Origin of the sequence: Pseudonocardia sp. TRM90224 (assembly GCF_021245725.1) — a bacterium.
GTDB lineage: Bacteria > Actinomycetota > Actinomycetes > Mycobacteriales > Pseudonocardiaceae > Pseudonocardia.
The window spans coordinates 1-11,532 of the sequence record NZ_JAJGSX010000059.1 but is presented as its reverse complement, the minus strand read 5'-3'; the positions used below and the strand labels follow the sequence as shown (position 1 = coordinate 11,532).

The 11,532-nt window shown below is 70.5% G+C and carries 13 protein-coding genes; 8 read left to right on the top strand and 5 right to left on the bottom strand.

What is annotated here, in order from left to right; genetic code table 11:
• Position 1 precedes the first annotated feature (1 nt).
• Both LL648_RS40005 and LL648_RS40000 read left to right on the top strand, forming a co-directional pair.
• A complete protein-coding gene (locus LL648_RS40005; protein ID WP_232668187.1) occupies positions 2 to 1,876 on the top strand; it encodes an NAD(P)H-dependent oxidoreductase subunit E in 1,875 nt (624 codons plus the stop codon).
• Complete coding sequence (locus tag LL648_RS40000) at positions 1,873 to 2,820, top strand: 2Fe-2S iron-sulfur cluster-binding protein (RefSeq protein ID WP_232668186.1); 948 nt, start codon at positions 1,873 to 1,875, stop codon at positions 2,818 to 2,820. Before LL648_RS40005 ends, LL648_RS40000 begins: the two co-directional genes overlap by 4 nt.
• Before the next feature lie 18 nt (positions 2,821 to 2,838).
• On the opposite strand, the gene LL648_RS39995 is transcribed toward LL648_RS40000, so the two are convergent.
• A complete protein-coding gene (locus LL648_RS39995) occupies positions 2,839 to 4,140 on the bottom strand; it encodes an MFS transporter (protein WP_232668185.1) in 1,302 nt (433 codons plus the stop codon).
• 58 nt (positions 4,141 to 4,198) lie between these two features.
• On the opposite strand from LL648_RS39995, the gene LL648_RS39990 reads away from it, so the two are divergent.
• On the top strand, positions 4,199 to 4,675 hold the full coding sequence (locus tag LL648_RS39990) for a hypothetical protein (RefSeq protein WP_232668184.1): 477 nt from the start codon (positions 4,199 to 4,201) through the stop codon (positions 4,673 to 4,675).
• A 51-nt stretch (positions 4,676 to 4,726) separates the two neighbouring features.
• Positions 4,727 to 5,320 (top strand): DUF7691 family protein, encoded by a 594-nt coding sequence (locus LL648_RS39985; RefSeq protein WP_232668183.1) that lies wholly within the window; start codon positions 4,727 to 4,729, stop codon positions 5,318 to 5,320.
• 271 nt (positions 5,321 to 5,591) lie between these two features.
• Here the strand turns inward: LL648_RS39985 and LL648_RS39980 are convergent, their stop codons facing one another.
• Positions 5,592 to 5,909, bottom strand: a complete 318-nt coding sequence (locus LL648_RS39980) for a helix-turn-helix domain-containing protein (protein ID WP_232668182.1) — start codon at positions 5,907 to 5,909, stop codon at positions 5,592 to 5,594.
• Positions 5,906 to 6,271: a type II toxin-antitoxin system RelE/ParE family toxin gene (locus LL648_RS39975; protein ID WP_232668181.1), complete on the bottom strand. Its 366-nt coding sequence runs from the start codon at positions 6,269 to 6,271 to the stop codon at positions 5,906 to 5,908. Before LL648_RS39975 ends, LL648_RS39980 begins: the two co-directional genes overlap by 4 nt.
• Positions 6,272 to 6,358: 87 nt before the next feature.
• On the opposite strand from LL648_RS39975, the gene LL648_RS39970 reads away from it, so the two are divergent.
• Complete coding sequence (locus LL648_RS39970) at positions 6,359 to 7,546, top strand: damage-control phosphatase ARMT1 family protein (protein WP_232668180.1); 1,188 nt, start codon at positions 6,359 to 6,361, stop codon at positions 7,544 to 7,546.
• Here LL648_RS39970 and LL648_RS39965 read toward each other — a convergent pair.
• Complete coding sequence (locus LL648_RS39965; protein ID WP_232668179.1) at positions 7,530 to 8,108, bottom strand: TetR/AcrR family transcriptional regulator; 579 nt, start codon at positions 8,106 to 8,108, stop codon at positions 7,530 to 7,532. The two genes, LL648_RS39970 and LL648_RS39965, sit on opposite strands and share 17 nt — an antisense overlap.
• A gap of 94 nt (positions 8,109 to 8,202) precedes the next feature.
• Here LL648_RS39965 and LL648_RS39960 point away from each other — a divergent pair, with 94 nt between their 5' ends.
• Genes LL648_RS39960 through LL648_RS45610 form a run of 3 tightly spaced genes read left to right on the top strand, consistent with a single transcriptional unit; the run spans position 8,203 to position 10,787 of the window.
• Positions 8,203 to 9,381 (top strand): cytochrome P450, encoded by a 1,179-nt coding sequence (locus tag LL648_RS39960; RefSeq protein ID WP_232668178.1) that lies wholly within the window; start codon positions 8,203 to 8,205, stop codon positions 9,379 to 9,381.
• A 3-nt stretch (positions 9,382 to 9,384) separates the two neighbouring features.
• A complete protein-coding gene (locus LL648_RS45615; RefSeq protein WP_308190453.1) occupies positions 9,385 to 10,047 on the top strand; it encodes an MFS transporter in 663 nt (220 codons plus the stop codon).
• The gene (locus LL648_RS45610; RefSeq protein ID WP_308190452.1) at positions 10,044 to 10,787 is read left to right on the top strand and encodes an MFS transporter; all 744 of its coding nucleotides are present in this window, start codon (positions 10,044 to 10,046) and stop codon (positions 10,785 to 10,787) included. Before LL648_RS45615 ends, LL648_RS45610 begins: the two co-directional genes overlap by 4 nt.
• On the opposite strand, the gene LL648_RS39950 is transcribed toward LL648_RS45610, so the two are convergent.
• A partial coding sequence (locus LL648_RS39950; protein ID WP_232668177.1) for an HNH endonuclease occupies positions 10,768 to 11,532 on the bottom strand: 765 nt, incomplete at its 5' end. The genes LL648_RS45610 and LL648_RS39950 overlap by 20 nt on opposite strands.

Genomic DNA, 11,532 nt, shown 5'->3' with positions numbered 1-11,532 from the left:
CGTGGACCTGCGCCTGTCGGACGCGGTGGCGTCGCCCGCCGTTCAGGAAGCCGTCGCGGCGGTGCTGGCCGAGCACACCCGGGCCACCGGGGACGTGGTGCGCGAGCACGCGTACTTCACCGACTCCGGGCACGCCGCACGCGACCGGCGCCACCTGCTGCTGCCCGCGCTGCACGCGGTGATGGACGCGGAGGGCTGGATCAGCCCCGGCGCGCTCAACCACCTCGCGCGGGTGCTCTCCGTCCCGCCCGCCGACGTGTACGGGGTGGCGACCTTCTACGCGATGCTCGTGGTGGAGCCGCGCGCCCCGCACGTCGTGCACGTCTGCGACGACATCGCCTGCGGCCCGAACGGCGGCGAGGAGATCGCCGCCCGGCTCACCACCGAGCTGGGCCCGGAGGGCAAGGGCGATGACGCCTGCTGGGTCCGCAGCCCGTGCCTCGGCCTGTGCGAGCGTGCGCCCGCGGTGCTGCTGCAGCGCGCCGGACGTCCGGACGTCAGCATCGCGCCCGCCACCGCGGAAGCGGCGACGGCGGAGCTGGCCGCGCCCGTCGAGGAGCGGCCGGCCGCCGACCGCGCCTTCGACGACACCAGCGTGAGCGTCCCCCAAACCGCGGGCGACCGCGCCGGCCTGCGCCTGCTGCGCCGCATCGGGCTGGTCGACCCGGAGAGCGTCGACGACTACCGCGCGCACGGCGGCTACACCGCGCTGCGCAGGGCCGTCGAGCTCGGCCCGACCCGCGTGATCAAGGAGGTCACCGACTCCGCGCTCACCGGCCGCGGTGGCGCAGCGTTCCCCACCGGCGTCAAATGGGACGGCGTCGCGCGCGCCCCCGAGCGGCCGCACTACCTGGTCTGCAACGCCGACGAGTCGGAGCCGGGCACGTTCAAGGACCGCGTGCTCATGGAGAGCGACCCGTTCGGCCTGGTCGAGGCGATGACGATCGCCGGCTACGCCACCGGTTGCGAGCGCGGCTACCTCTACATCCGCGGCGAGTACCCGCTTGCGACGCGGCGGCTGCAGCACGCCATCGAGGCCGCGCGGGCCCGCGGCTACCTCGGCGCCGACGTGCTCGGCGCGGGCTTCACGTTCGACATCGAGCTGCGGCGCGGCGCGGGCGCCTACATTTGCGGCGAGGAGACGGCGCTGCTCAACTCGCTGGAAGGGCTGCGCGGCGAGCCGCGCAACAAGCCGCCGTTCCCCAGCGTCAAGGGCCTGTTCGGCAAGCCCACCGTGATCAACAACGTGGAGACGCTCTACAACGTCCTCGAGGTGCTGGCGGTCGGCGGTCCGGCGTTCGCGTCGATCGGTGGCGACCGCTCGACCGGCACGAAGCTGTTCTGCGTCGCCGGCGCGGTATCGACGCCGGGCGTGTACGAGGTCGACTTCGGCACCACCCTGCGCGAGCTGTTGATGCTGGCCGGCGGGGTGCGCGGGGAGCTTCGTGCTGTGCTGCTCGGGGGCGCCGCCGGCGGGTTCGTGACACCCGACCAGCTCGACGTCCCGCTCACCCTGGAGGGCACCCGCGGCATCGGCGCGACGCTCGGGTCCGGTGTCGTGCTCGCCATCGACACCGCGGCCGACGTCCCCGCGATGCTGCGGCGGATCGCCGCGTTCTTCCGCGACGAGTCGTGCGGGCAGTGCGTGCCCTGCCGGGTCGGCACCGTGCGGCAGGAGGAGGCGCTGGCGCGACTGGTCCGCGGTGCGCCGCTGGGTTCGCGGGCCACCGAGCTCGCGCTGCTCGACGACCTGGCGAAGGTCATGCAGGACGCGTCGATCTGCGGGCTCGGGCATACCGCGCCCGCGGCGGTGAAGTCGGCGCTCGCGTTGGGGCTGCTCGATCCCCCGACCAGCACGAACGGGAGGGCCCGATGACGATCACCGAACCGGTGCTGCTCGGCGGCATCCGGAGGCTGGTCACGCTGACCGTCGACGGCACGGAAGTGCGCGTCCCCGAGGGTGCCACGATCCTCGACGCGATGCCGGACGGCGACACGCCCACGTTGTGCTGGGCGCCCAACCTCAACCCGATCAACGCGTGCCGCGTCTGCGTCGTCGAGGTCGAGGGCAGCCGGGTGCTCGTTCCGTCGTGCGCGCGCAAGGCCGAGGACGGGATGGTCGTCAACACCGACTCCGAGCGTGTCCGCCACAGCAGGCGCATGGTGCTGGAGCTGCTCGCGTCGTCCACCGACATGTCCCAGGCGAGCCCCGACGTGCAGCGCTGGATGGACGAGTACGGCGTCGACGCCGAGCGGTACGGGCCGCCCGCGCCGCCGGCCGACGACCGCGACACCCGCCACGCCGGCCACCACCACACCCCCGACGGGACGACCGCGGAGACCGTCGCGCAGCCGGTGAAGATCGACAACGACCTCTACGTGCGCGATTACAGCCGCTGCATCATGTGCTACAAGTGCGTCAAGGCCTGCGGGACGGACGCGCAGTTCACGTTCGCGATCTCCGCGGCCGGCCGCGGGTTCGACGCCCGCATCGCCACCGAGATGAACAATCCGCTGCCCGATTCAGCCTGCGTCTACTGCGGCAACTGCATCGGCGTGTGCCCGACGGGCGCGCTCAAGTCCGTGAGCGAGCACGAGCTGCGCGAGGCGGGGGATTGGCATCCGGAAGAAGAGACGGTCACGACGACGATCTGCTCGTTCTGCGGTGTCGGCTGCAACCTCGAACTGCACGTGCAGCAAGGGCAGATCGTCAACGTCACGTCGCCGTCGGACCATTCGGTGACCCACGGGCACCTCTGCATCAAGGGCCGGTTCGGGTTCCAGCACGTCCAGAACCTGCCGGAGGAGCGCCGCGGGTAGCTGTCGCGGAGATCCATTTCATGTAATGGCCTCGTCCTGCCGCGCCCGGGCGGCGAGGTCGATGAACGCCCGGGCGCAGAACACCCCGAGCACGGCCACGGTCACGGCGAAGCCGATGGGCGCGATGATCGAGCCGGTCAGCGTCGCCAACCCCTGCATGATCACCGGGGTGGCGCCGCCGACGGTGCCCGAGAGCGCGTAGGTCGTGGAGATGCCGGAGTAGCGGATGTTCGCCGGGAATGCCTCGGCGAACATCCCCGCCATGATCGCGTAGAACATGACGTCGGGGATCGTGGCGACCACGGCACCGAGCAGCGCGAGCCACCAGTTGCCCGTGCCGATCAGCAGGAACATCGCCGGCAGCGCCGGCACCACCAGGCTCAGCAGCACCGTCACCGCGCGGCGGACGCCCCAGCGGGCGGCCAGCACCACCCCGAACGGCTGCACGATGAACTGCACGACGCTCGACAGCAGGACGATCAGCAGGAAGTCGCTCGCCGTGAATCCCAGCGAGGTTGTCGCCCAGGCGAGCGCGAACGTGTCGCGGGCGTAGACCAGCACGAACACGATCAGCACCGCGCCCATGCCGAGCAGGACGGCCGGGGAGTGCCCGCGGATCAGCTCGGCGAACGGCACCCGCGCGGTGCGTTGCTCCTGCTGCAGCTCGACCATGGCCGGCGTCTCCGCCAACCCCAACCGGATCATCAACCCGACCGCGACCAGCACGAACGACGCCAGGAACGGCACCCGCCAGCCCCACGCGAGCAGCTCCTCCTTCGGGAGCTGCGAGACCAGCAGGAACGCGAGCGTCGAGAGGATGCGCCCGGCCGGCGACCCCTGCTGCGCGAACGCGCCGAACACGTAGCCGCGGCGTGGGTCGGCGTGTTCGGTCGCGATGAGCACGGCACCGCCCCACTCGCCGCCGACGGCGAACCCCTGCGCCATCCGCAGCACCGCGAGCATGATCGGCGCCCAGACGCCGATCTGCGCCGACGTCGGCAGCAGCCCGATGCCCACCGAGCTGATCCCCATCAGCAGCATCGTGCTGACCAGCGCCTTCTTGCGGCCGACGCGATCACCGAGGTGCCCGAAGAAGATGCTGCCCAGCGGCCGCGCGAGGAAGCCGACCCAGAACGTCGCGAACGACAGCAGCACGCCCACCGCCGGCGGCGCGGAGTCGAAGAACAGCGGCGCGAACACGAGCGCGGAGGCTGCGGCGTAGAGGTAGAAGTCGTACCACTCGACGGTGGTGCCGATGAACGACGCCCAACCGGCCCGCCGGGCCATCCGCTCGTCGCCGGTGTTCTTGGACGTGTGCACCGCGCCCACCCCTCACGTCGTCATGATCGGCTGACGCTACCCCGTCAACCTGCGGTGCATGGGAACGGCGATCGTCTGGTCCGGCTTCTTCGGGTCGTGGCTGCTGGTCGCGGGCCCGATCTTCCAGGCCGCGCTGGAACTGCAGCAGGAGGACGTCCAGCGCGACCAGATCGTGGCCGCCGGCACGGCCGCGAAAGATCACCACCCGCCGGTCTCGCCGTGGTGGTGGCTCCTCCCGCCCGTCGCCTACTGGCTCCGCCGGCGCCGGTCGCGCCGCTTCCGCCGTGAGGTCCTGCAGACGCTGACCGCCGAACAGCGCGCCGGGCTCATCGGGTTCGTCAACAAGGCGACGGGGTGGTTCTTCGTCGCCGGGGGCGCCGCGCTGATCGCGTTGAAGGAGACCTGGGAGCTGGTCGAGCACGAGCACTGGCCACACGTGATCTTCTGGGTGCTGATCGTGGTGATGGCGCTGCTCAGCTTCGGCAACACGGCGGTGCGGATGGGGCTGACGCGGCAAGTGGTCGGGGCGCGCTGAAAGGTCTGGGTAGGCGTACTGACCGAATTTCTCATCCGTAGGGTGGCGTTCGTGAGCTACGGACTGAGTGTTTACCTCGTTGATCTCGCGCTGGTGCGCGGCGCGATCGGCTCCGGCGACGTCAAGCTGCGCCGGATGATCGGCGGCCGATTCAAGCAGAAGATGGCCCAGGCCGACGAGTGGTTCGAGGACCAGATCCAGGACGGTGCCCCGCCGCGCTACGAGGCGTTGCGCGCGGTGATCGAGGGTGGGCCGTTCGACAAGAACTTCGCGTTCCAGTACGGCTACGCCTACCAGATGATCTGCGAGTTCCACGGCCGCTACCTGTTCAACAACCATTTCTCGCCGTTCCGCGGAGCGTGGTTGGAGGAGGTCGACAAGGGGTTCGAGCAGCTCGGCGTGAAGGCGGTCGGCGTGAAGGCGGTCTACGACACCCCGCCGGCCCCGATCCCGTCTAGCGACCTGCCCTGTTACGGCGAGTGGACCGTCGAGGCCTGCCGGGAGGGGCTCGCCCAGTGGGCCGCGAGCCCCCCCGAGCAGCGGGACGAGGTCGACGACGAGGTGCTCGCCGCGATCGAGTCGTGCGTCGACTGGATGCGCGAGGCCGACGCGCACGACCGGGGCATCGCGATCTTCATGGCGTGACGCTCCAGCGCGGTGGATAGGATCGACTCCGATGTCGCACGTGAGGCCAGAGGTCGAACTGGCCGAGTTGCGTGCGGAGAACGCTCGGCTTCGACGGCTCCTGGATCTGACGGCTGAGCAGGCGCGCGCCGGCCGCCGACTACCACGACATCGACACACCTGTGCTCGCGTCGTCGTTGCGCAAGCGCGCACCCGGGTACACGAGCCTCGGGTTCCCGGACCTCGGACGGCGAGGCATCGGCCCGCGCCGTCGTCGACCTGAGTCGGTGTCTCAGGCGATCGCCGCGATGTTCCCGTCGTCGAAGTAGATCGCCTGGTGGAGCCGTCCGCCCAGCGCGATGGCGTACCGCGCGATGACGTCCTGCCCCGAGACCTTGCCGCGCTCGATCTGGGACACGCGCCCCTTGCTCACGCCCATCCGCTCGGCGACCTGCAACTGGGTCAGGCCACGGGCTCGGCGCAGCTCGGCGAGGCGGTGTCCGACAACCTCGGCCAGCACCTCGCCCTTGCCTACCTCGACGGCCTCCTCGCCGCCCGCCCTCGCGACGTGCTCGGCCCGGATCTCACTCCATGCCGTGTAGCTGGTCATTTTCGTCCTTCCTCCTCCGCGTCGCGCTCCTCGACGTACTGTGCGTAGCGCTTTTCGGCTAGCGGTATAGCGTCGACGTACCACTCCTTCCAGCGACCGGACTTATCACCAGCGACGAGCAGGATGCTGTCGCGCCAAGGGTCGAACGCAAACAAGATCCTTACATTGCCGGGTCTGAGCTCCTTGAGATTGCCGATCGACGAGCCGTGGATCGTGTCGACCAGCGGTCGGCCGAGGCCGGGACCAACCTCGGCCAGCAGGTCAACGCTCTGCACGACCCTCGCATGGGTAGCAGCGTCGAGTGAGTCGATCCAGTCGCGTACCTCGTTGACGACATAGACCTGCCAATCTCCGGTCACCACCCGCGAAGTATAGCGATCGCTACACCCGGCGCCGATGGCTCGGCGCTCCACGACGTGCACGGAGGGAGGTACTGCCACGCTGGGCGGGTGCGGCACTTGATCCCCGACCCGTCGTCCGTCGTTCCCCAGCAACCCGACCGCCCGCCCATGCTCGACAGCGCCGACCCCAGCTCGTTCGCGTGGACGGTGATCCACCAGCGCCACCCCGCGCTGGTCGAGCAGGTGCTTGCCGCGCACCCGTACGGGCCGCGGCAGGTGGCGGCGCTGCGCAGGCTGGCCGGGGACGAGCTGATCCGGCCGCTCGGCGAGCGGGCGTTCGACGCGGCCGCCTGGCAGCTGTGGGGTGCGGAGCGGGTTGGTCGGCGTTGGGACGAGGTGCCGTTCCTCTGGGCGGAGAGCTTCTTCTACCGCAGCATCTTGGATGCCGTGGGCTTCTTCGAGCCGGGGCCGATGTTCTGGCTCGATCCCTTCGCCGACCGCAAGGCTGCCGAGCTGACCGATCCCGGGCTGGTCACCGAATTGGCGGCATTGGATGAGCTGCCCGATCTGCCGGCGCAGGCGCGGGTGGACGCGGCATTGACGGCCTCGCTGTGGGGCAACCGCGCCGACCTCGGGTTCGCGCTGCACTCCCCCGCCGCGGAACGGGCGGCGGAGCTCGTCGTGGACGACTCCGCCGCGTTCTGGGAGCTGTTCGGACGGGCCGCGCGGGTCGCGGTCGTCGCAGACAACGCGGGGCGCGAACTGCTGGCGGATCTCGTTCTGATCGACGAGCTGATGACATCGGGACGGGCCGCCGAGGTGATCGTCCACGTGAAGCCGACGCCGTACTTCGTCTCCGACGCGACGGCGGCGGACGTCTCGGACTGCCTCCGGCGGATGGCCGCGGCCGGCGGGAACGCCGCGCGGATCGCGGGCCGGCTGGCGGCGGCGTTCCGAAGCGGCCAGGTCGCACTGCGGACCCACTGGTTCTGGGTGGCGCCTCTCGAGATCGCGCAGATGCCGCCGGACCTCGCCGCGCAGTTCGCCCCGCCGGCGGTGACGATCCTGAAGGGCGACCTGAACTACCGCCGGCTGGTCGGCGACCGGCCATGGCCGCCGACGACCGACCCGGCCGTCGCGGCCGACGGGTTCCGGGCGCGGTGGGCGGCGTTGCGGACCTTGAAGTCCGAGGTTGTCGTCGGGGTCGGCGAGGACAGCCTGCGCCGGCTCGATGGGGATCCAGGTTGGCGGACGTCGGGGGCGCACGCGATGGTGCAGGTCAGCGGCCTCCGGTGACGAGCTGCTTCAGCACCGGGTCGATGGTGTCGGCGAGCTCGGCGGGGGAGCCGGGTTGGTCGGCGTCGAGCCAGGTCAGCACGCTCTCGACGACGAGCGTCGGGATCAGCGCCGCGATCCACGCCCGGCGGCCGTCGTCGGGGATGTGGGCTTGGAGGCGGGCTTCGGTCATCTCGGCGGTCGAAACGTTGATGTCGTTGACGATCTCCGCGAACTCCGGCTCGTACCGCGCGTGCCGGTACAGCAGGCGGTAGCCGTCGGGGTTCTCGCTCGCGGCGACGGCGAGCTGGTGGACGCTGTCCGTGCGCGGCTCGCCGTCGTGCTCCAGCTTTGCGCGGATCCGGGCGCGGACGTCGAGCAGTACGGCGAGGTAGAGGTCGCGCTTCGACTCGAAGTGCCGGTAGATGACGACCTTCGTGACGCCGGCCTCGGCGGCGACGTCCTCCAGGCTGGTTGCGCTGTAGCCGGAGCGCACGAACGCGCTCGCCGCCGCGCGGATCAGCTGCGCCCGTCGCTCGTCGCGGCGCAGGAGGCGCCGTGGGCCGTCCGAGCTTTCCCTCATGTGGTGGACCGTACTTGCTCTCGAGTGCGTCCAAGTGTTTCCTGGTGAGTATACACTCGTGAGTGTCATCCTCGGATCGTCAGGAGATGCAGCAATGGACCAGCTCCCGTTCCCGACCGATGGCGGCGCGCTCGACGTCGCACCGCGTTTCCGCGAGCTGCAGCGCACCGCGCCCGTCGCACGCGTGCGCACCCTGACCGGTGACACCGCCTGGTTGGCCACCGGCTACCCCGAGGTCAAGCAGCTGTTGAAGGAGCCGAGCCTCGGCCGGTCGCACCCCGACCCGGAGAACGCCGCTCGGATCTCCGACGCCGCGGTCGTATCGGGGCCGACCGGCGACTTCGAGACCGAGATGCAGCGCCACCGCCAGATGCGGCAGATCCTCACGCCGGGGTTCTCCGCCAAGCGGATCCTGATGCTGCGGGAGCGGGTCGGCGAGCGGATCGACGCGATCCTCGACGGCATGACCGAGCCCCCGGTCGACCTCCACGAGCTGCTCGGCATGCCGTTGCCGGTGATGGTGATCTGCGAGCTGCTCGGCGTGCCGTTCGAGGACAACCCCAGGTTCCGCGCGTGGTCGACCGCGATGGTCGACGTGACCGACGGTGCGGCCGCCAGGCGCGCCGAGGCCGAGTTCTTCGAGTACACGGCGGAGCTGCTGGCCGTGAAGCGGGCGAACCCGGGCGAGGACGTGCTCTCCGACCTCGTGCGCGCCGTCGACGAGTTCGGCATGACGGTCGACCAGGCCGCGCAGCTCGCGAGGGGGCTGCTCTTCGCCGGGCACGAGACCACGATGACCCGGATCGACCTCGGCACTCTGCTGCTGATCAAGAACCCGGAGCAGAAGGACCGGCTGCTCGCCGACCCGTCGCTGGTCAACAGCGCCGTCGAGGAGATCCTGCGGATGTCGTTCGGTGCCTCGGTGGTCGGCGGCATCCCCCGCTACGCCGGCACCGACATCACGGTCGGCGACGTGCACGTGCAGCGCGGCGACGCCGTGCTGATCGCCAACGGCGTCGCCAACCTCGACCCGCGGGCGTTCGACGACCCGGACACCTTCGACATCACCCGCAGCCCCAACACGCACCTCTCGTTCGGGCACGGCGGGCACTTCTGCGTGGGGGCGAGCCTGGCCCGCGTCGAGCTGAGGGAGGTGTTCGGCCGGTTGTTCCAGCGGTTCCCCACCCTGCACCTGGCGGTCGACGAGTCCGAGCTGCCGGTCAACCACGACAAGATCACCGGGGGCGTCGCCGCGCTCCCTGTGGCCTGGTAGCGCATGACGACGTCCGTCGCACATCGCGCTCTTCGAACCGAACGACCCACTGCCGTCGTCGCCGTGCTCGCCTGCGCGGGCATCACGGTGGCGCTCATGCAGACCCTGATCGTGCCGATCGTCGGGCAGCTGCCCGCGCTGCTGCACGCGACCCCGATCGACGCGTCGTGGGTGCTCACCGCCACGCTGCTGACCGGCGCCGTCGCAACGCCGGTTGCCGGCCGGCTCGGTGACATGTACGGCAAGCGCCGGGTGCTGCTCGCCAGCCTCAGCCTGATGGTGCTCGGCTCGGTCGTCTGCGGACTGTCGCAGGAGCTGGTCCCGATGGTCGTCGGGCGGGCGCTGCAAGGCGGCGCGGTCGGCGTGATCCCGCTCGGCATCAGCATCATGCGCGACGTGCTGCCGGCCGAGAGGCTCGGTTCGGCGATGGCGGTGATGTCGTCGTCGCTGGGTGTCGGCGGCGCGCTAGGGCTGCCGGGTGCCGCGCTCGTCGCGGACAGCATGGACTGGCACATGCTGTTCTGGATCTCTGCGGGGCTCGGTGTGTTGCTGGCCGGGCTGGTGGCCGTCATCGTCGCGGAGTCGCCGGTGCGCACCGGCGGCCGGTTCGACGGCGTCGGCGCGCTCGGCCTTGCCGTCGGGTGTGCTGCCTCCTGCTTCCCGTGACGAAGGGTGCGCAGTGGGGGTGGACGAGCGGCGCGACGTTGGGGCTGCTCGCCGCGGCGGTGGTCGTGCTGCTGGCCTGGGCGTGGTGGGAGCTGCGCATCGCCGAGCCGGTCGTCGACCTGCGCACGTCGGGCCGGCGGCCGGTGCTGCTGACGAACCTCGCCTCGGTTGCGCTCGGCTTCGCCATGTACTCGATGTCGCTGGTCGTGCCACAGCTGCTGCAGCTGCCGACGGCGACGGGGCACGGGCTCGGGCAGTCGCTGCTGGTCGCCGGCCTGTGCCTGGCGCCGGGCGGGCTGGTCATGATGGCGATCTCCACACCGGCCGCTCGGCTCTCGGCGGCCCGCGGACCGAAGGTCTCGCTGATGGCGGGCGCCGCCGTGATCGCTGCCGGATACGGGCTCGGCGTGCTGGCCACCGGCTCAGTGCTCGGCCTGGTGGTGACCTCCTGCGTGATCGCCGCCGGCATCGGGCTGGGGTACGCCGCCATGCCGGCGCTGATCATGTCGGCGGTCCCGACGTCCGAGACGGCCGCGGCCAACGGCCTGAACGCGCTCTCGCGCTCGCTCGGGACGTCGGTCTCCAGCGCCGTCATCGGCGTGGTGCTCGCAAACCTGAGCATCCACTTCGCCGGCCACGACGTGCCATCGGCGACCGGCTTCGCCGTCGCGCTCGGAATCGGCGGGGCGGCCGCTCTGCTCGCGCTCGTGCTGGCGGCGTTCATACCCGGGCGCCGATAGGACTTCGTCGTGGTACCTGATCCGGATCCACCCATCTGGGTGGGATGAACTCCGGCAGGCCATCCACTATTCGCACGAACCATTCCGTGGCATGGATCTCCCGGTGATGCATTTTGCACAACATCACCAAATTGTTGACTTCGGTGGGTCCGCCGTTCTGCCATTCGACAATATGGTGGATGTCGCACCAACTCGCCGGTCGGCCACAACGGGCGCATCCCCGGTCACGGGCTGCGACGGCTCGTCGCATTCCGTCGGGAATGACGCGGTTTGCGCGACCGATGTCGAGTGGTTGGCTGTCGCCGTTCATGACGATCGGGATGACTGCGGCGTTGCAGGCGAGCAGCCGCAGATCCTTGGTGGCGATGCTGCCGCCGAAGTCGAGGATCGCGGTGCGGACCCGGTTCTCCAGCTCGGTGAGCGGGATGTGCACGTTGAGGTGCGGCCGGTGCCCGCCGGCCCGGGGGACGTCGCCGTGGTCGAGCACATACCCGCAGATGTCGGCGAGTGCTTCGGCCTGCCGTTGCCCGGTGCTGCGCTGATCGTCGCTGGTGGCCGGCTTCGACTTGGTGTCGATCAGGGTGGCGATGGTGGCGAACAGGACCGGGTTGTCGAACCGGCCCTTGATGGTCCCGCCGGCCCGGTCGGGGTGGCGGGTGATGGTCAGCTCGTTGACCTCGGACTCTGGTCCGTCGTCGGGTTCGGGCGTGTCACGCGAACGGTGTAAGCCGCGGGTGGACCAAGA